Consider the following 20,644-nt stretch of genomic DNA (forward strand, 5'->3'; position numbering starts at 1 on the left):
TAAGTGGTTCAGCATAAAATCTCAAGACTTTCTTAGTAAAAGTGGTAACTTTTTCTTTCTGCGTAGCCAGTTTTGTAAAAAACACATTTAAGCCTAAAAATCACTCAACCGCACTATGATTCAGCATTCAATAATCAACGAAACGCTAAATAATCACGTTCTTGTTACACAAAAAGCCCACACTACAAAACATTTATAACCATTAAATTTAACTATTATCAACATTTAACATCGAAGATTAACCACTTGAACGACATAAATCACATCCGAGGTGTTTGATGTCGATATATTATGCTAACTATTGTAAAGTGCGATCGAACTCAATAAGGGCACCGTTCTGTCCTTAGATCATAAATCTGACAAGAGGCTCTTTTATGACGCAAGCCCCTCAACGCCTACCTAGCTTAATTCAAGTAATTATTGCTCTAGGCTTGTTTTTGTTACTCGCGTTTTCGTTTACAGCTCAACTCGATCTCCCTATCCAACTGGCCTTATACATTGGCTGGTTCATCATTATTGTGCTCGGTGTTCGTTTAGGTCACCAATATAAAGAATTAGAAAAAGCAGCACTGAATGGTATTTCTAATGGTTTAGGTGCCGTGTTGATACTTTTAGCTGTTGGCGCATTAGTTGGTACTTGGATCTCCGGCGGGATCGTGCCGACCATCATTTACTACGGTCTTCAAGCAATCCATCCTTCTATTTTTCTTCTTGCAACGATGATCATCTGTTCTCTCACTGCTTTAGCAACTGGAACCTCATGGGGTGCAGCTGGTACCGCGGGGATTGCCATGATGGGGATTGGTCAGGGTCTTGGCGTTCCAGCACCAATCACCGCTGGCGCAGTACTTTCAGGTTGTTACTTTGGTGACAAAATGTCGCCATTATCTGATTCCGTTATTCTGGCGTCTTCGATGTCTAACGTTGAAGTGATGGAGCACATTAAAGGTATGCTGCCGATAGCGCTTATCAGCTACGTGATCACGGGTATCATGTTTACCTTATTTGGTTTCCACTATGCAGGTAACGTAGACATGTCTCAAGTACAAAGCGTGATTGAGGCGATGGAACAGCAGTTTTACATTACCCCATACTCTTTTGTGCCAGTGCTGATTGTACTTGGCTTGCTTGCGATGAGAATGCCTTCGTTTCCTGTAATTAGCTTTGGTTCTTTGCTGGGCATCATTTGGGCTGTGATGATCCAAGACGTAGACTTCTTGCAAGCTTTCAATACCGCATGGGCACCTTACAATATTGAATCTGGCGTTGGCTTCATTGACTCAATCTTAAACCGAGGCGGCATGTCCTCTATGCTTGGTTCTGTTGCCGTGATTGTCTTTGGTCTCGGGTTTGGTGGATTGCTAGATAAAGTGGGTGTGCTTGAAACCATCGCAAAACTGTTTGAGCGCCGCGTGACAAGCGCAGGTTCACTGGCAACCAGTACTATTGGTACTGCATTTATGGGCAACGTTTTTGGCTCAGCCATGTATGTTTCACTCATCCTGACCCCTAAAATCTGTGCCAAGAACTATGACCGTTTAGGCTATCAGCGTAAGAACCTATCACGTAACGCTGAATTTGGTGGCACACTCACCTCCGGCATGGTGCCATGGAGCGATAATGGCATCTACATGGCGAGCATTCTAGGCGTTGCAACGCTCTCATATGCCCCCTTTATGTGGCTAAGCTTTGTCTGTATTTTGGTGACCATTTTTACCTCTTACATGGGTTGGTTTGTTGATAAATGTGAACCTACTGCACCAGCAGACAGTGCTGAACAAACACCGGTTCTCAACCAACAGTCAGCCTAGCAGAGTATTGCAAAAGTCATTAAACTAAAAAACCATTAAAAAAGAGCTCAACTGAGCTCTTTTTTACTACAAGCAGAATCACCATTTAAAGCTGACACGATAGAACTGGCTTATCGTTTTCTTTGATAAAGGTAGTGTTGCGCACTGGCTATAGCAGCCGCTAATTGCGTCGTTAATAACTCCAATTGCTTCTCCGTAGGTCGTTGCTTCTGACTAAGTCGCAACTCTATTTCTGACGCTATCTGCTTGAGAGAACGGCAACCAAGATTGCCCGCGACGCCTTTCAGGCTGTGTGCTCGGCGCTGCGCCTCCTCCAAATCAGAATGCACCAATCTTTTCAATTCAGTGGCATCATGCTGATGATCTTGTATAAATACGCTCAACAGTAGAGTGACAGACTCAACATCGCCATTGAGAGTTATGAGCATGGATTCAATATCGATGGCCAAATCATCAGAAAGATCCGATGTTTCCACCTGTGGTTCTTCTGTAGACAAAACACGACTGGGATTTATCTCAGATGACGCATCCTCTTTCGCAGCACTGGGAACTTTATTAACATGAGAACGAGTTAAAACTGATGACCGAAACATCAACCAACCCAGCAATAGCATAACACCACCACTTAACCCCGTGACAAGATAAGCATAGATGTTTAAAAGACGATGGTATTGATTTTCAACATGGATAAGCTGATTGTAAATAGAGTGATTGATTAAATTGTCGACCAAACGTGCACCTTGGGCGTATTGATTCAGTAAATCAGACGCTTGTGCTAATGTCTGCTCTAACTCTTTTTTCTGAATGGCTGGTAAAGATTGCCCATCCACATAGAGTTTATCTAATGCTCGATAGATGCCCGGATTTTGCTCAGTGTCACTGAACATCGCTTCAAATACATAAGCGCCTAACACCACATACATTTGCTTGAGTTGTTCTGAATTAGTGGGATTATCGCGCAGCACTTGTAGGCGTTCAACCAAGGGTTGAATATTAAGCTCAATCGACAAATACGATTTGGTCAGTGTGATATAGCGATCAGTCACATGGAGCAATTGCTGAATATCTGGTCGCCATGAAAAATCTCGGTGCTCAACTTCCAGCTGTAGCCTAAGTGAATAGAGTAGCTGCACATTCAGCGCGATATCATTCGCTCGCGTCGAACGATAAGGCTCTTTAAAATAGAGTGAACTTTTAAGTTCTTCAACACTGTAATGTAACTCTTTCACCGCATGCATGGCTTGGTAGCTTAAATGGCTTTGCCAAAACACAAGACCAACGGAGATTAACCAACCAAACAGAATCACTCCATACGATCTCACGCTGAATCGTTTTGATTTCTTTTGCCCAAACACTGTGATTACCAATTTGTATTTGTAATTAATACAAGCATAAACCTAAAGTTTGGACCGTGCTGAGTTGTACATCGGGAGAAAAGACAAAAAAGAGAGCCATATCAAGCTCTCTTAGTGGTAAACGATTAACGCTGACGCGTTAACTGTTCTCTTAAATTCGGTGGCGTGCCTTTGATGGTTAACGTGTCGCTTTCAGGATCATAAAAAATACGCTCTCCCAATAATAAGCTATCAAAGCTCACATTCAAACCGCCCCCTGCACCGACAAACTTGGTCAGTTTACGCACGGTAGAACGATCACCAGGAAAGCTCTCTTCCAGTTCATAGCCATGTGCCTGCGTATATTCGAAAAAACCCGTGCCGTCTTGGCTAGCAGGTAATTCACCAGACAACTCACGAATATGAACCTCTTCACCGGCTTTAATTTGCTCACTGCAGTAATCGTAAACCTGCTTCTTGTAACCGATCGCTTCATCTTTTTCTAGCTTAGAATCCGTGCAAAAATCCTGTACCGCTTGCATCAGTACTTGATTTTGCACTTTGGTATCTAACCCGACATCGGCTTGCAGAAAATCAAGAAAGAAATCCGACACTTTTCGACCAACGCGACCTTTGATATAGGCAAGGTAGCGGTTTGAGTTTTTGTCCGTTTCAAAACTTGAGAGGTCAAGACGCGCCGCGATATCCATTTTGTTGATATCAAGATAATCTGTCGCGCTAATGTCGAGCCCCTCTGTTACTTTCAAACTTTGGTTGAGAGGTAAAAGCCCAATAAATAGGTAATCAGTAGCCAGTGACTGATATTCGGCCATCACTAAGATCCCTTCATCAGCAAACGGATACTTTGATAATTCATCTTTCAGCCGTTGAGCACTGATTTGTGAAAAATCGTAAAAATCACGCTCACCTTGACGAAGTTCTTGCAACCAAGTTTGAAAATCACTGTCCGACTTAAACGAACCAAAACCTTTGCTCGCTTTCGAATTAAACACGCGATGCAACTCAGCCACTAAATTTTCGGCAGACGTATCATTATCTAAAGATTGAGAGCGGTATTTAACCACCAACTCATCTTGCTCGTTTTTGCTTAATTGGTGCAAAATCACGTTGGAAAGGTGAAGACTCATAGTGAAATTATCATCGTTCTGGTTTCAGTTGTAAGGCATTGTAGGTTATCATAAGCCGCTTTTACTATCATCATTAGAGTCTTTATGCCTATTACATCTAAATACAGCGACGAAAGAATTGAAAATATCCTGACAGAAGTTGCTGCCATCCTCGCTAAACATAGTGCTTCCCCTGAGCTTACTCTCATGATTGCGGGAAACATTGCAACGAATGTCTTAAACCAAAACGTTGCCGCTTCACAGCGTAAGGCGATTGCGGAAAAATTTGCTCAGGCATTGATGTCGTCTTTAGAAACTACTACTCACTAATAGAATGCATAGATAGAAAATTACATGGCAGATAGCGAAAATACATACGGTGAACGCGTATCACGGTTGGTTGGTTGGGGGCATTGGTTTGCTTTCTTCAATATCATTGCAGCAATGCTTATTGGTACTCGATATATCGTACAATCACCATGGCCTGAAACCTTGTTGGGGCAGTTTTATTTAGCTGTGTCTTGGGTCGGCCATTTTGGATTTTTGGTCTTTGCACTCTATCTGCTGGTTTTATTCCCTCTGACATTCATCATTCCGTCGCGCAAACTATTTCGCTTCGTGGCGGTCTGTTTTGCAACGTTAGGACTCACACTCTTATTAATCGATACCCAAGCTTATCAAGCAATCAACCTGCACTTAACACCGATTGTATGGGAACTGCTTTTTAGCGATGAGACCAGCGCTATCACCGCCGACTTACAGCATCTGTTTGTGGTCATGCCGCTCATTTTCCTCTTACAACTTGGGCTTTCGGAGTGGGTTTGGCGTAAGCAGCGAAAACTATCGCATAAACACGTTGGCCGGCCCATTGCGGCGGTATTTTTCATTAGTTTTATTACCAGCCACCTTATTTACGTTTGGTCTGATGCGTATTTAGAAACATCAGTGACCAGCCAAAAATCAAACTTCCCGCTCTCGTATCCAATGACGGCAAAATCGTTCATGGAAAAACACGGTCTATTTGATCGTGATGTGTACTTAAAGCGTTTGAAGGATAATGAAGAGAACCTTAACATTGTTCGTTATCCTCTTGAGCCTCTTCAATTTGGCCGCAGAGCAAATAATCTCAATATTTTGCTAGTGAGTGTCAATAATTTAAGAAGTGATGTGCTGACAGCTGAAATCATGCCCAACACTTACCAATTTGCGACAGAAAATTTGAAGTTTAATAATCATTACAGCTCGAGTAATGACATGTTTGGGATCTTTGGCTTGTTTTATGGATTACCAAGCAGTTATGCCAACGCCATTCGTTCACAAGGTACCCCTCCGATACTGATAGATGTATTGAAAAAACAGAATTATCAGTTTGGCCTCTTTAGTGGCGATAATTTTGACGACACCTTATACGAAGAGACGATTTTCCGCACTTTAACGGTCTCTAAAGCTCCTTTTGATCAAGAATCGAGCACAGATAACCAAACTATACAACGCTGGCATAAATGGGTATCCGAGCAAACCGAACAACCCTGGTTCAGCTATTTGGAGTTGACGACCGTTGACAACTTTAATGACTTTGACCCTCGGTCAAGTAAAGGTAGTGCCAGCGATCGCCTGCGTGCTGGTTACAATAACTCGGTCAATGCAGCCGACCAAGAAATAGGCCTGCTGCTCACTAAGATTGACGAATTACAATTGCAAGACAATACGCTGATTGTGATCACCTCAAATCATGGCGCGGAGTTTAACGAGACAAAAACCAACAGCTGGGGTGCTAACAGCAATTACAGCCGATACCAGTTACAAGTGCCGATGATCATCCATTGGCCTGGAAAAATGGCAGGAGAATACTCACACCGTTCAAGTCACTTAGATTTTTCAGTCACGCTTTTACAGGATCTGTTAGGTGCTTCATCCAACCCTATTGAATTTAGCAGTGGTAGAAACTTGTTTGATGAAAACAAAAGGAAGTGGATCTTAGCCGGTGATGCCCGTGAATTAGCTTTGATTACCGATACCCAAACGACTCTCATTGATAAATTTGGCAACTTCAAGCTGTTTGATGAAAACTATCAACGTCAGAAAGACTCTAGCCCAGCGTTACCTGTACTGATGCAAGGCTTAACTGAATTGCAGAGATTTTACGCCAAAGATAATTAAATCAGGTCGTTAGCAAGATTATCTCTTGACGCTAAAGGGATAAATGATTAGATTACGCCAATCGGACTGTAGCGCAGCTTGGTAGCGCACCGTCATGGGGTGTCGGGGGTCGGAGGTTCAAATCCTCTCAGTCCGACCATACACCTAAAAAAAGAGAGCTTCGGCTCTCTTTTTTGCTTTAGTATCTGATTTTTTAGTCTGTTTGAACTAACAGTGGTGCAACTTTGGTTGGGTGAATGACAACGGCAATAGATTTTGATGTCGGGGTATCACTAAAGTCGCCTTTGCTGCTCAATGGAATGAGTGCATTTGCCTCAGGGAAATAGGCCGCTACATTCCCTTGAGGAATTACATAGGCGACCACTTTGAAGCCCAAAATTTCACGTTTAATACCATCATCCCACAGTGTCTCAATATCGACTCGTTCACCCGCTTTTAATTGCAGCTGCTCAATATCTTTTTCATTCATGAAGATGACATTACGTTCGCCAAATACACCTCGGTAACGATCATCCAAACCGTAAACCGTGGTGTTGTACTGATCGTGCGAACGCATCGTCTGCAACACAAAAATCGGTTTCTTGGTCATCTGCTGAGTTTTGAGCGGAACGATAGATTCAGGAAGTGCATTGCTGCTTATCTGCGCTTTTCCTGTGGGCGTTTTCCAATTAAATTCACGCGCTGAATTACCAAGATAAAAACCGCCAGGCCCTTTGAGCCGCTGATTAAAATTGGCAAATCCTGGGATAATCTTTTCAATCAAATCTCGAATGTTATCGTAATTATCGGCCATGGATTGCCAATCGATTGGATTTCCCTCCCCTAAGGTCGCTTTTGCCATTCCTGCGATAATGGCAGGCTCTGAGCGCATCATCTCTCCTGTAACATCAATTCGCCCAGAAGAGGCATGAACCATGGAGAATGAGTCTTCAACGGTAATTTTCTGTGGCCCCTGAGCCTGAATATCAATATCTGTCCGACCTAAACAAGGCAGGATCAACGCATCCTTGCCCGGGTTGACATGGCTCCGATTCAGTTTAGTCGCAATGTTTACGGTCAGATTACAGTTTTTCATTGCTTGTGCGACACGCTCGGTATCGGGCGCAGCAGCAACGAGGTTTCCTCCTAAACCGATAAAGACTCTACTTTCACCCCGTAGCATCGCCTCAATTGCATTAACTACATTATGGCCATGCGCTTTTGGTGGCGTAAAGCCCAGTACTTTTTCAATATTGTCGAGTAGAAATGCAGGCGGTTTTTCATTAATTCCAACCGTGCGGTCACCTTGCACATTTGAGTGACCACGGACAGGACATACCCCAGAACCATCCTTACCAATTTGGCCAAACAGTAATTGTAGATTGACCAACTCTTGTATGGTTGCCACCGAATGCTTATGCTGAGTCACCCCCATTGCCCAAGTTACGATCACGCGTTTAGCGTCTTGGTAAATATCTGCCACCAGCTCTAGATCTTGTTGCGTGAGCCCAGATTGTTCAATAATACTTGACCACGGCGTAGCCTGCACCATGGCTAAATAAGACTCCATCCCTTCGGTATGCTGGGCAATGAAATCAAGATCGAATATCGATTCACCGCAGGCCTGTGCTTGCTGATGACGAGCAAGAAGAATTTTCACCAAGCCACGAACCGCCGCCATGTCTCCGCCTAATTTAGGAGTGAAATAATGGCTAGTGGTCGGTGTTGAACCATTGCTTAACATTTCAAAAGGATTTTGCGGGTTAGTAAAACGCTCCAATCCTCGCTCTTTTAAATTATTAAACGCAACAACCCGAGCGCCACGCTTATAGGCTGACGCCAGTGTTTCCAACATACGAGGGTGATTCGTTCCTGGGTTTTGTCCAAATAAAAGAATCGCATCGGATTCTTCAAAATCCTCAATAGTCACAGTTCCCTTACCAATGCCAATCGAGCGAACCAAGGCGACGCTCGTCGCTTCATGGCACATGTTTGAGCAATCAGGAAAATTATTGGTACCAAACCGGCGCGCAAACAACTGGTATAGAAATGCAGCTTCATTACTCGCGCGGCCTGATGTATAAAATTCCGCCTGATTTGGACTAGCGAGTTGATTGAGGTGTTGTGCAACCAGTGCAAACGCCTCATCCCAGCTGATTGGCTCATAGTGATCCGTTTGAGCGTTATAGCGCATTGGTTCCGCTAAACGCCCTTGAGATTCGAGAAAATAGTCACTCTGCTTATTGAGCCAAGTGACCGAATATTGCTTAAAGAAATCCGCCCCAACGCGTCGAGAAGTGGCTTCCCAGTTGACGGCCTTAGCGCCATTTTCGCAAAAACGAAAACGCCCTGGGACATGTTTTTCACCCCAAGCACAGCCCGGACAGTCAAAACCATGGTCTTGGTTGGTTTTTAAAAGATTGGAAATATTTTTGGCAACATTATGACTTTTCAATAGATGATGCGCGGTGCTTTTTAGCGCTCCCCAACCACCAGCCGAACCGGTATATTGTTTAATACTCATATTCTTCTTCTCACTCTTTCACTGACTGCAAACGTGCATGACCATGGTATATATTGAACTGATTTTTTTTGATAAAACCAATCAGTGTCATATCGAACTGACGCGCCATATCGAGCGCTAAACGTGATGGCGCACCAACAGCCACCACCACTGAAATGCCAGCAATGGCCGCTTTTTGCATTAACTCAAAACTCACTCGGCCGCTAAGAATTAATACCCCTTGCGGGTGCCAACGCTGCTCACTCAAAATTCGACCAATCAACTTATCCACTGCGTTATGGCGGCCCACATCTTCCGCAACGGCAATCAACTCGCCATTCACGAAGTAACCCGCACCATGCACCGCCCCCGTTTTTGCAAACAGTGGTTGATGAACAAGAAGCAGATTAGGAAGCGCAATAACAACATCAGAAGAGAGCCATTTCGGGCTATCATCAACACGAATTTCTCGCCTCAAACTCAAGGCTCGGATGGATGTCATACCGCAAATGCCACAGCTCGACTGGCTCATATAACGACGGGCCTGATGCTGAATCACATCAGTGTATGGATGATTGAGCGTGACCAACCAGTGATTCTGGCCATGGCGTGATTCGTCGTCAACCAATTCCATATTGAGTATATGGTCATATGAATCGATCACTTGCTGCGTGTAAAGTAAGCCACCGATGAGATGAGCATCGTCACCGGGCGTTCGCATTGTCATGCTCCACTCTTCGATATGCAGCTTGTTAGTAATCGTATCATTCCATTGCAAACTGATTTGTAAAGGCTCTTCAATAGCAAGAATATCGTATTCATTTTGAAACCCTATTTTGGAATCAAAACGTTGGCGATAAATGCGTTCAGTACCCTCAGGTTGAGCATCATGAGGGTCATTGGTTGTCGTTTCTTCTAGCATGGTTCTTTTTATTGACTGATTTCAATCATCAGCATAGGTGAGTGCAAGATAAACTCCTGCAAACACTCTGTACTTAATGATTGGAAATGGAAGCAGTGCCTTAAACACAGGAAGCTGCAAATTACTCCTCACCTTGCGCAGGGTCAAGAAAGCCATCTTTTGGCTATGGTTCAGGTTTAGTACCATTTCCCTGCCAGTTTTAGCTTGTTACCCGTCATTCCCAGAGGTTCAAGCATTATATGAACATAAAGGCATAAAAAAGAAATAACATTCCATTTATGAAACTCCGGTAGCCTGATACTACAAGAGAGCATCAGGCTCTTGGTAAACCGTTGCTAATACATAACCGATTATTTCTGTATAAACATCGTAAGAATTCACCGTTAAGCCAGCAACCAAATAAAAAATGCGCCATAACGAAGCACGCATTAATGTACATTTTTCTCCAACAAGGCGCTAAGAATCAAGCCATTAGTGGAAAATTATCGTCAATTGTATACAAAACCAGCAAACGATCAGCTCAAGACTTTACAAAGTAAAATTGCCTCGCTATTATGCGCACCACACGGAGAGATGGCTGAGTGGTTTAAAGCACCGGTCTTGAAAACCGGCGATGGTTAATAGCTATCCTAGGGTTCAAATCCCTATCTCTCCGCCACATTCAAGCCCTTGATTTATCAAGGGCTTTTCTCGTTTTAAGACGATCAAATGTCACCTAATACAAGTAGGTGATACATATGTATTTGATTAAATTGAGCAATAACGTGTTTTATACACGTATTTCCACACCCGCCATTCTACAAACTTCTCTGGGTTATCCGAGAGAGATTCGTCTCTCTCTTTTCACTAAATATCGTCGATTAGCGACCAAACGAAATGCTCAGCTTGCTAGCGCGATTCACACGCTACATGAACAAGCTTTAGCAGAAAACATCCTTTATACAGATTTTAAGATTAGCTTATCTACAAAGGTGGCGGAGATTCGCCAACAGTTCTGCTCTAATCTTCCGCATGTAGACAACCCACAGTCAAAATGTACGTCAAGGAGTATAGAGACCCGAGTAATGTCTGCTCCTGCTCCTGCTCCTGCTCCTGCTCCTGCTCCTGCTCCTGCTCCTGCTCCTGAAGAAAGCGTAAACAGTCGTTTGATTGGAGCACAAGAACTTACCACAGAGTTAAATAACTTTATTCGTAGTAAACGTCTGGAACAAGTAACGCCTATGACTCTAACTCAATTAAATCAACGGTGTACTAACTTCTTGAACTATCTAGCCAAACAGGAGATCTGCTTATCTGCGAAAGCTGCCAACACTTACAGAGATCACTTAATTGAAAAAGGATTAAGTGCAAAGACAGTAAAAGAATACATTGCAGCCAATAAGCAGTTCTTTGATTACTGTGAACGAATTGAACTCATTGAGAAAAATGTCTTCAAAGCGATTAAAGCGCCGAAAAGTCGTGTAGCTAAAGCATCACAGCAGCGTGACCGCTGGCAGTTAAAAGAGCTTAAAAAGTTATTTTCTAGTTCCGAATATCGTAAAAAAGACGCACAATTTAATTGGACAACCAAGATACAGCTATACCACGGTTGCCGCCCTTCCGAAGTTTGCCAGTTAACGACCAGTGACATTCAAATAATTGAAGGTGTCCCATGCATCACTGTTTCCGACTCTGGCACTGAACAGCGGCTAAAAACATCCAATGCTTTCCGCACTATCCCTTTGCACAATAAATTGATAAAAGAGGGTTTTCTTGATTATGTGCAAGAGCGCCGAGAACAAAAACAGAAACAGCTTTTTGACTATAAGCCGCACGGAGAAAACAAAGATTGGTCATTTCGATACCGTACCAACCTCGGGAAGCTGCAAACCACAATGGGAATGAAGCCCAATGCTCGACCAACGGCTTACTCATTCCGACACACTTTTATCGATGAGTTAAAGATTGCTAACACACCTGAGCACATAGTAGCTGAGATTGTTGGTCATGCTCATCCCAACATCACCTTCGGACGATACGGAAAGCAAGCGAAAATTCAGCAATTGAATGAAGCAGTTAATAAATTTCCATCAGTGGAGGTGAAGTATGCGTAAACTAGCAAATTTTGAGCTTAAAGCGATTCTAGAAGCCATTGAACATGCTGATTTTACTAATAACTATGACTTCTTCAATCTGTTAACTTGCGGGATATCAATTGAACAGATTAGAGCAGTATATAGACTCAGATCAGCTTTGCAGCGTGACTCTTCTAAAACGATCTTCGATTATCCCTTGTTCCTTGATCAAATTTACTCGAATGTTGAGTCCTTCTACTCTGTCAAAGATGCTCTTGGATACGAAGTTGATACCCAAGAAATAGAGCGGGAAGATAAGCTTATATTTCTTATGCAATTTCTAGCTGAAAACAAAATGCAACTCAGTATAGACCGCCGTAATACACCGTACTCTATTGCAATAAATCTAGGCTAGGAAGGAGCTTTAGTATGGAAGACATTCATGAACAGTTAGGCGTCAGTAAATCATTTCTCAACGATACATTTGTCATGATACGTGTTGCGAAAGACGGCGAAGTATGGGTTAAGTATTCCGATAAGCTCGATATACCTGCTGGCATAAAGGCTATGCGGATTGCAGCGGAAGTTCTAAAAATTATAGCTACTGAGTCAACTAACTATAACTAACAAAGTTTCTAAATCTCTTTAAAAGCGGCTGTAACGAGCCGCTTTTAAAGAGATTTTGGGTAAAGGAAAAAGAGTCTAACGCCCGATACCGCAGCCCTCCAGCACTTCTCTTTGGAACTATAAAGTTGAAACTAACTTCAATATGAATCTGAAATTCAAAGGTAGTTTATGTTGTTCCAACATGTCTATTTTAAGAAATGCTATATCCAAAAAACAACTAAATACTATACAATATGCGTTTCAATGCACGGTTAGCATGATGAGTTGTTAATGCTGATTTTCAATTAGTCAGACTCATGAAGATAAAGGAAATTAAGTATGATCACACTGCCTGCTTCACTTAATATAGAAAAAATAGAGGATGTCATATCCAAAATATGTGAAGGACAAAGTAATCCCGAGTTAGAGCTACCGATCTCTTCAAAGGGTTTCGCATTTGGAGGATACGCTGCGGCAATTCAGGCAGTAAATACGTGGGCTAGCAATAATGAGAAACGAGAACTGATTGTTAAACCTAGTTCTTTGGAAGTCGAAGAACAGCTGGAACATATAGTTAAATATCCACATAAATTTACTGCTGCAATGATGGCAAAAAAAGTCTCTTTAAATTTCGATCAAAAAATGGACGTGAGGAAAAAAGTTAACAGTTTAGCTAAAGCAGCAATAGAACAACAATCAACTCACTCTTACGGTCAAAACCTTGGACGACTTTGTTGGTATTCTTTTGTTGATCATAGTAGTAAAGGATTTGATAGAAATTTTTATCTATCTTCCACAACACAGCATGCTGCACCGCAAAGCCTAGAGCAGATTACAAATATAATTAGCTCTATGGTAAGGAAATCGTCCATTGTCGCGGGAGGTAGCGAACTACTTGGAAAAGAGGATGCTAACGAACTAGGACGTTTATTTTATGAATTATTCGTCAATACGCATGAACATGGTAGCCGAGGTAAAAATAGAAATATATGGCTAAAACCCGCAACTAGAGTTATTTATACATATGGTATTAACTTATCTGACGATGCGGTAGCAAACTCAATTAGTAATAACGAAGTATTGCAAGATTACTTATCAGCGTTAGGAAAAACTTCTAGATCAACAAATCGATTTATTGAGATTAGCATCATAGATGCTGGTTTAGGATATAGCGGTCGTTGGCTTGCTGATAACCCTAAAGATGGTGCTTTTGAGCAACTTACTATTTCAAATGAGTACGAAATATTAAAAAAATGCTTCAAATTTAGAAGTACTTCTTCCAACAATCTAGTTAAAGGTAATGGATTACCAGCAGTAATGGCAAATCTTACCCTCTTAAATGGTTTTATGAGAGTGAGGAGTAATAGGTTATCCTTATATCGCGACTTTGTTAATCAACCATTTATTGAGCAAGAAAATGACAGTTACGAGTTTATGGATTGGGATTCAAGACAAAAATGCAATAACAATATAACTCAGAAAGCAAACGCTGCAGGCGTATCAATCACTATCTTAATACCACTTGTTGACAAAACGGAATTGGAAGGTAATTCACTATGAGTCGTTATTTTTCGTTTAGGTTCAATAAGAAAGCTAATTCATCAAAGCAAACATTGGTATTATTTTGTCACTTTGATATTGATGCATCATCAATGATTAAAGAGATAAAAGAAGATGTAATGTTGAACTTAGTACCCAGTGATGTTGTAGTTCTTGGCTATGATTTGACAGAAGAGTTCAAAAATAAAATCATTGAAAACTCATTGTTTATATCTGAATTTGAATCATTTATTGGTAATATAAGTGAAAAGTTAGATTTCCTATCAATTAGTGAAGATGGAAGCATTCATGACATAAGTAAGACTGAAGAGGTTCAGTTTAAAAAAGAGATGTTAACGACGGGTGCCAATCACATATTCAAGAGTAGAAAAGGTCTTATAACCTCTTCTCCTAGTTATCACTTTGAAAAGCCATCAGGAGATCATTGTGACAAGTTTATTCGTGCATCAAACTTATTTACGTCTGGTGTGGAAGTCGCTTTTTTAGCAATTAGCTTACTTCCTTACTTATCCAAAAGCATTTCAAGAATATATGTTGACACTTCATCAATTTCTTTCTTAGTTAGTATTGCTATACAGTTATCAAAGCAGTTTAAAAATAAACAACCAATAATAGAAAGCTTTGAATCGTATTCGGTATTTGAGCAACCATACGGATTTGTAACAAGTCCTGATAGTTTGGTTATTATATCTGCAACTACAAGTGGTGGTTTAGCTAACACTTTGCTTAAAGATACAGCTTTTTCACAAGAAAATATCTTGACTTTATTTTATTCAAATATTCCTAGTGAACAAAAAGGGCTTTTTAATATCTCAGGTGTTGTTGAACAAGGTATAGTATCGGTCCCACAAGAACATTGTAAGTTCTGTCAACAAGGGTCAAAAGTTATTAGGATTGAAGGCGAACAGTTCCTCCCAGAGACTCCTAAGCATGAACTGTTAGTTATAAAAAAAGTAGATTTTGATTTAAAGCGTCAAAATTTCTTTAGGGAATTTGCAGTTAAAGGTTTACTAAAATTTGACACTTCTCCTAATGAAGATTGGGAAAAGGAACATTTTTACATTGATATAAATAAATTGCTTAATTCCAGTGCGGAAAGTTTCAAAAAATCAATGAAAAAGAAACTTAATAAACACTTTTCTAGAGATGTTAAAACGGTTATTTCATTAGATGATGATGGTTCTCTGGCATTGGCCAAAGAGATTGAAAATCAAATTAATGATGATAGTATTGACTGGGTTAAGTTTTCTGAAATAAATGAGGAGGAGCTAAAAGATCGTAGTTCAATATTTGTAGTTGCTGGTGCAATTACATCAGGAAGGAAATTATTAGCTACGGCAAGAAAGCTTCGTGGAATTTCAAATCTCGCAACAATCACTTACTTTGTTGGGTTCTCAAAATTGCCTAGCCAAGCGGCATTCGAGCAGCTTGAAAAAGATCTATGCTTGGGAGGATTTGAACTAGTCGTACTACGAAGTTGCAGCCTGCCTAGATTCAACGAAAGCCACAAATCCGTTTGGGACATAGAAAAAGAATACCTTTCCGCCTTTAGTGATACTGATGATCCGTTATCAGATGTAGACCATCATGATCCCTTACCTAACTTGTTGGCAGAAAGAACGAACATATTAGACGCTGTTTCTCCAAATGATTTATTTTTAACATCAGCTAACGGTGAGTCATTAAAATTGAGGGAAACCTTTGCCTTTTGGGCTGGATTAGGACTTGATACACAAAAATCTAGCCAAGCTGATGTATATTGGACTATCCAAGCTATTTTACATGATCTGAGGAGTAAAAGTGACAATGGATTGGCTACGACATATCATTCAACATTGATTAGTCCAGTCTGTTTTGATCGCTTTAACGACGGTGTAATTCAAGCTTGTTTGCTGCGAGCAGCTAGACCTATTGAGCTTAACTATGGCGTTGATGAGATTTACAGTCGGCAAATGACAGATATAATAGTCTCTGTCCTGCAAAATTGGGATAACCCACAAGGAGAAGCCTCTTTAGAGTTTCTATTTGCGCTATGGTGCGGCCAGCTAAAATTGCTCAATACCCATCTTAAGGAAATCGTAAATTTGGAACTTGAAGGGGTATCTAATGACATCAAGTTTCTTTTGAAGCGATTGGATAATCAAATAAACCTAATAGATTAAACGGCATAGATATCCTTTCCAAGTCTAGACAACTCATACAACAGTCTAGACTTGGACATCGTTACTTTAAGCATCATATGTCAAGTCGTTAACTATGGTTTCAACAATCCTTTCAGATATTCAGTTCGTGAAACACGAACCGTACTTTGTGAACCATATCTGAAACTCATTTGGGGCAATGGAAAGCTAGTCCATACGCCATGATCTCTAAACTTTGGCTCCCTCTTCGGGAATTGACTAAAGTTCACTATGCCACCACACCAAACATCTCTTTCAGTCAATTAAGCCAAACCCAATCGTCTTAGCATTTCAGAGATTGCTACTTTCCGCAATCTTCCCCAATCAACCAATTTTCTGGTTATTTTTTGACCGATCGGAACATTTTTTTCAAAAAATTTTCTAGGTCAAAAATCTCGATAAACTCAATGCGTATAGGTTTGATAAATAATCTCAAATTCGACATCGATTCTTTCTACTTATAGACAAATGATGTCAAAAGTAAATATTTTATTGTTAATTTTCAATATCTTACATGGTTGACGACTGTAATTTTTAGCCGTAACTTCCGTTTTGACGAATGACTTGCATTCGATAAAAAACGGAAAATATTGTGCAGCACCCTCGACATTAGCCTCCGACCTCAGCAGAGCAAAGAATATAAACAAGGAATTAGGAGAATTCCCCATCAATGCAGTTAGCCACTCTCAGATTAATACGCTTCTGGTAAGTTGGCACGAGCGCTTTCGAAACAAAACCATCAACGAACATCTGACAATCTTACGTCGCATTTCTTTGAAAGCGGTACGTGATGGCGTAATTGCACGAAATCCAATGAAAGGAGTACAGAACTTCAAAACTGTTGATCCTGAGCCAAACCCTTTCACAAAAAAGGAATTAGCACGGATGCATGAGTGCAAGAATGTCTGCACCCAGGGACAGAATGCCGTAATGCTGAATCTGCTGACAGGTCTTCGTATCAGTGAACTGATAGCGTTGTCTTGGCAAGATATAAACTGGGAACGCGAAGTGCTCTATGTCCGTCGAGCTTGTGTATTGAACATTTATAAATGCCCGAAAACGAAAGGTTCTGTACGTGAAGTTGATTTAAATCCACTTGCTTTAAAACTATTGAAAGAGCAGCTGAAACTTACAGGAAAGCGCCGCCCACAAACAATCAATATTCTTGAATGCGACAATAAAACATTCACGAAAGACTCTGTCAGTTTCATTTTCTTAAATACGAAAACGAATCAACCTTTTACTGATGCTAAAGAATTCACTGAGCGATTCTTCTTCAAATTTCTAGAACAAGCGGGGGTGGCTCACAGAGGTGTTGGTCAGCTACGTCATACATTTGCTTCCCAGTGCCTAACGGCAGGGATCAGCAAAGACTGGCTCGCGGTTCAAATGGGGCATAAAAGCACAACAATGATCGACAAACATTATGGTCGATGGATTCGTGAAGATTCACCAAACTACGCAAGAGAGGCTGCGCAACACCTTCAGGAGATATTCGGCCTACCGCAAATAAAGCCAACAGTGACTTTACCTGCTATTCCTCACTCTTCGTTAGTGTTGTTGAAAAAACTTCAGTCCAAACCACAGCTCATTCAACTTCTTGAAGGCATGCTGGAGAGCGACAGATGAGCACAGTGGCCATTGAGACCAAACATAAAGTCGTACATTTTGAAAATGTGACGACATGGCAACCCGCTACGCTTCCGTCACACTTTTGCTTCGCAAAAGATGCACGGAAGCTGCGGGCAAGAGAAGGCTCTCTTGACTCTCTAACTCGACCTCTTGGAGGTCGAGAATGAGAACAATCAGATTATTCCACCGACGAATGAATTACTCTTCAACTACAGAAAGTCGTGTGAAATGCGAACACTCTCTTGCGCATTCACTGAGGATTACTCCTCAAACTAATGCCAAAATATCCAAGAAACTTGAGTGGAACGAGGAGCTAAGTCAACACAATTTCATGTGGATAAACAACCATATTTCTCCAATAGAATCTTGGACTGAAGCTGAGCGGCTTGAACTCTTGTATAAGATTGTTCCACAGCCACGTGTTCACAACCAGTTAAAGCTTCAAACACAGCAGCGCCAGTATCGCCGCAAAATGAAAAACGCAATAGATAGTGAAATTAAAAGTGGTAACACGGATGCTGCTAAGTTTTTGCAGAGTATTTTAGAAACTGATGGTCATGTTTCGTACTCATCTATTCAGAAGTTTTCTCTTCTGACAATGCAGCGCAAGAAACAGCGTCTCAAGATGCTAGAGACTTATCTGAACGCTCACAATCAGCTACAACACAGAGCGCCAACTAATAACATATTCATCCAAGAAGGGATTTTTAAGATCCCTCACAGATGGGAGGTTGGTAGTGATCTGGTGAATGCATCGGATTATATCGAGTTCACTCGGCTATTCCTTGTTCATTATTTCCCAGACTACGAAATTAAAACAATTATTTGCCATGACGATGAACGGGATAAAAACCAAAACACAGGGTGCCACACACATTATTTTTTATCTGCATTGAATCAGAAAACCAACAAATTTGATCTTCACAAACGCCAAATACAAGTTGTGAGCGAATACATAGAAAAAGTTACAGGGGTAAAGGATTTCTTTCCTAGTAACTCAAAGTTGACCCGTAAAGAGACGCAAGACCTTGGGCATTACTTTCAACGAATGGTTCAGGATTTTGCGAATAAGCATTTGTGTCGTTCAAAGGGGTTGTTAGTTGAGTTTTCTACTGAAACAGAAAGGAGAACAAAGCAGCGTAAAGAAATGGATCAGCAAGCAAAACTTCCGAAAAGCCAGAGAAAAAACAACTTAAATAACTACTTGCTCAAAAGACAAGCAATACAACGCAAGGAACTCGCGAGTGATATTGAAGCTGGAAGAAGTGAACTAGACGACATTAAAACGCAAGTTGCTATTTCTACAGGCGAAAACGAAATGATCAATGAACTAAAAAGGCAAAATAGCCGAGATATTTCTGCTGAGAAAAAAGAAATCGTTCAATTGCGTGCTGAAAAGCACGCTTTAGAAAAGTTAGTTCAAAGCTTAAAAGATGACATCATCCGTCCTTTAAGCAAGTTCTGTCAGTCAGTTTTCTTGGGTTTGAAAGCTAAAGAATCAGGTCAATCACGAATGGTTGAATCATTCTTGGATAACGCCATGAAAGATATGTTGAACCTGCCACCCAGCATGCAGGTAAAAGCAAAGCTGCTGTTGGAATCAGTAGAACTGCGCAAAAGTAATCTTGAGCGCAATAAGACCGACCAAAAGTCAGAAAGCGATACGTTTGAAAGGTAAGTTAGTTAAGTTCTTAACTTACTAACTTACTAACTTTCATTAAAAAAACAATAATAATGGTGAACAGCATGGCAAGGCCGAAAACTTACACTGATGAAGACCTCATCCAAGCCGCTAATGAGCTGATTAGCAGAGGAAAGAAGCCTAGCGGGTGGCGAATTAGAGAGTATTTACAAAGAGGAAAAAGCTCTTCGATTCAAGCTGATTTGGAAAGACTCATTGCTGACGGTAGGATTCCAGAAGCTCAAAATGACACCCCATCAGCAACAACTCAAGTAAGAACCTCATATGAGCTACCAGCGGAAATTCAAGAACTTCTCGAAAGAAAGGAACATGATATCTCCACATCACTTCGAGATATTGTTATCGCTATGAATAACAGTATTCATACACATTTTGAGTCAATTACTTACACACGCATTAGAGAAGCAGAGGCAATCAGCCAACACGCGATCAAACAAAAAGAGCATTCTGAGGGAGAAGCTTTGGATATTGAACAGACTCTCCAAAGGGCTACAGATGCAAATGATGAACTAGAGGAGAAAATTGAAGCTCTGCAATTTGAGCTAGTCGAATCACAACACGAGAAATCTGAGTTACTAAAAAATATCAGTCAACTTACGAGTTCACTCAATCAAGCAAGTGACAGGTTAGAAAACCAGCAAGATACCATTTGTGGACTCCAAGCCAGTCTATCAAAAGTCGAGAAAGCGCATTCAGCACTAACAGTACAACGAGAATACGCACTTAACGATGTGGAGAGGCTTGAGTCTCAGCTGACTGAACTCTCAGAACGCTATGAGAACACTTGTATCAAACTAACTGAAAGTTCGTCTAAACTACAGTCAATGACAGAGGCACTGGACAATTCTGAACATAAGTTAAGCACTGTCCAGGATGAATATACCGATCTTTCAGTAAATTATCGAATGTTAGAGAGTAAGTTACATGAGTCTCAATCCAATATCTCAGAACTTAAGCGTGCAAATCATGAACTTGAAAAGCAGCTTACGTACTTTTTAGAAGAAACTGACTCCATTTGTGATGCTGTCAATGACTCATCAAGTGGATATTAAAGTATGCTATGGTTACTCATGT

15 protein-coding genes and 2 tRNA genes are annotated in these 20,644 nt (G+C 41.1%); 13 read left to right on the forward strand and 4 right to left on the reverse strand.

Translation table 11 applies throughout. The features are described from left to right. Nucleotides 1-374: 374 nt before the first annotated feature. Nucleotides 375-1,811, forward strand: coding sequence for a Na+/H+ antiporter NhaC (gene nhaC, locus AACQ79_RS05200; RefSeq protein WP_094164181.1), 1,437 nt, complete (start codon nt 375-377; stop codon nt 1,809-1,811). A gap of 110 nt (nt 1,812-1,921) precedes the next feature. Here nhaC and AACQ79_RS05205 read toward each other — a convergent pair whose 3' ends face one another. Together AACQ79_RS05205 and yejK are read right to left on the reverse strand one after the other, a co-directional pair. After that, nucleotides 1,922-3,118, reverse strand: a complete 1,197-nt coding sequence (locus AACQ79_RS05205; protein WP_170898902.1) for an Hpt domain-containing protein — start codon at nt 3,116-3,118, stop codon at nt 1,922-1,924. A 173-nt stretch (nt 3,119-3,291) separates the two neighbouring features. After that, the gene (yejK, locus tag AACQ79_RS05210) at nt 3,292-4,293 is read right to left on the reverse strand and encodes a nucleoid-associated protein YejK (RefSeq protein ID WP_081245451.1); all 1,002 of its coding nucleotides are present in this window, start codon (nt 4,291-4,293) and stop codon (nt 3,292-3,294) included. 84 nt (nt 4,294-4,377) lie between these two features. Here yejK and AACQ79_RS05215 point away from each other — a divergent pair, with 84 nt between their 5' ends. The 3 genes from AACQ79_RS05215 to AACQ79_RS05225 all read left to right on the forward strand — a co-directional run bounded on the left by AACQ79_RS05215 (nt 4,378) and on the right by AACQ79_RS05225 (nt 6,571). Next, nucleotides 4,378-4,602: a YejL family protein gene (locus AACQ79_RS05215; RefSeq protein WP_013856392.1), complete on the forward strand. Its 225-nt coding sequence runs from the start codon at nt 4,378-4,380 to the stop codon at nt 4,600-4,602. 24 nt (nt 4,603-4,626) lie between these two features. Beyond that, entirely contained in the window at nt 4,627-6,432 is a 1,806-nt protein-coding gene (locus tag AACQ79_RS05220; RefSeq protein ID WP_017049110.1) for a DUF3413 domain-containing protein, read from the forward strand. 62 nt (nt 6,433-6,494) lie between these two features. Beyond that, nucleotides 6,495-6,571 (forward strand) — tRNA-Pro (locus tag AACQ79_RS05225). Between the two features lie 54 nt (nt 6,572-6,625). Here the strand turns inward: AACQ79_RS05225 and AACQ79_RS05230 are convergent. Next, nucleotides 6,626-8,935 (reverse strand): FdhF/YdeP family oxidoreductase, encoded by a 2,310-nt coding sequence (locus tag AACQ79_RS05230; RefSeq protein WP_170898681.1) that lies wholly within the window; start codon nt 8,933-8,935, stop codon nt 6,626-6,628. 10 nt (nt 8,936-8,945) lie between these two features. Continuing rightward, nucleotides 8,946-9,836, reverse strand: a complete 891-nt coding sequence (locus AACQ79_RS05235; RefSeq protein WP_094146882.1) for a formate dehydrogenase accessory sulfurtransferase FdhD — start codon at nt 9,834-9,836, stop codon at nt 8,946-8,948. Between the two features lie 567 nt (nt 9,837-10,403). On the opposite strand from AACQ79_RS05235, the gene AACQ79_RS05240 reads away from it, so the two are divergent. The 9 genes from AACQ79_RS05240 to AACQ79_RS05280 all read left to right on the forward strand — a co-directional run bounded on the left by AACQ79_RS05240 (nt 10,404) and on the right by AACQ79_RS05280 (nt 20,622). Next, a tRNA-Ser gene (locus AACQ79_RS05240) sits at nt 10,404-10,494 on the forward strand. A 79-nt stretch (nt 10,495-10,573) separates the two neighbouring features. After that, nucleotides 10,574-11,929 carry a tyrosine-type recombinase/integrase gene (locus AACQ79_RS05245; protein WP_170898683.1) on the forward strand — a complete coding sequence of 452 codons (1,356 nt, stop codon included), beginning with the start codon at nt 10,574-10,576 and terminating at the stop codon, nt 11,927-11,929. Next, nucleotides 11,922-12,305 (forward strand): hypothetical protein, encoded by a 384-nt coding sequence (locus tag AACQ79_RS05250; protein ID WP_170898685.1) that lies wholly within the window; start codon nt 11,922-11,924, stop codon nt 12,303-12,305. Before AACQ79_RS05245 ends, AACQ79_RS05250 begins: the two co-directional genes overlap by 8 nt. 14 nt (nt 12,306-12,319) lie before the next feature. Next, nucleotides 12,320-12,517, forward strand: a complete 198-nt coding sequence (locus AACQ79_RS05255) for a hypothetical protein (RefSeq protein WP_170898687.1) — start codon at nt 12,320-12,322, stop codon at nt 12,515-12,517. Nucleotides 12,518-12,835: 318 nt separating this feature from the next. After that, nucleotides 12,836-14,056 (forward strand): hypothetical protein, encoded by a 1,221-nt coding sequence (locus AACQ79_RS05260; RefSeq protein WP_170898689.1) that lies wholly within the window; start codon nt 12,836-12,838, stop codon nt 14,054-14,056. Then, nucleotides 14,053-16,218, forward strand: coding sequence for a hypothetical protein (locus tag AACQ79_RS05265; RefSeq protein WP_170898691.1), 2,166 nt, complete (start codon nt 14,053-14,055; stop codon nt 16,216-16,218). Before AACQ79_RS05260 ends, AACQ79_RS05265 begins: the two co-directional genes overlap by 4 nt. A gap of 582 nt (nt 16,219-16,800) precedes the next feature. Continuing rightward, nucleotides 16,801-17,865 carry a tyrosine-type recombinase/integrase gene (locus tag AACQ79_RS05270; protein WP_249339182.1) on the forward strand — a complete coding sequence of 355 codons (1,065 nt, stop codon included), beginning with the start codon at nt 16,801-16,803 and terminating at the stop codon, nt 17,863-17,865. Nucleotides 17,866-18,031: 166 nt separating this feature from the next. Next, nucleotides 18,032-19,546: a hypothetical protein gene (locus AACQ79_RS05275; RefSeq protein WP_170898694.1), complete on the forward strand. Its 1,515-nt coding sequence runs from the start codon at nt 18,032-18,034 to the stop codon at nt 19,544-19,546. Between the two features lie 68 nt (nt 19,547-19,614). Next, nucleotides 19,615-20,622, forward strand: a complete 1,008-nt coding sequence (locus AACQ79_RS05280) for a DNA-binding protein (RefSeq protein WP_170898696.1) — start codon at nt 19,615-19,617, stop codon at nt 20,620-20,622. Nucleotides 20,623-20,644 lie beyond the last annotated feature (22 nt).

The sequence above is a fragment of the Vibrio sp. 3-2(1) genome, assembly GCF_963887575.1.
GTDB classification, from domain to species: Bacteria; Pseudomonadota; Gammaproteobacteria; order Enterobacterales; family Vibrionaceae; genus Vibrio; species Vibrio anguillarum.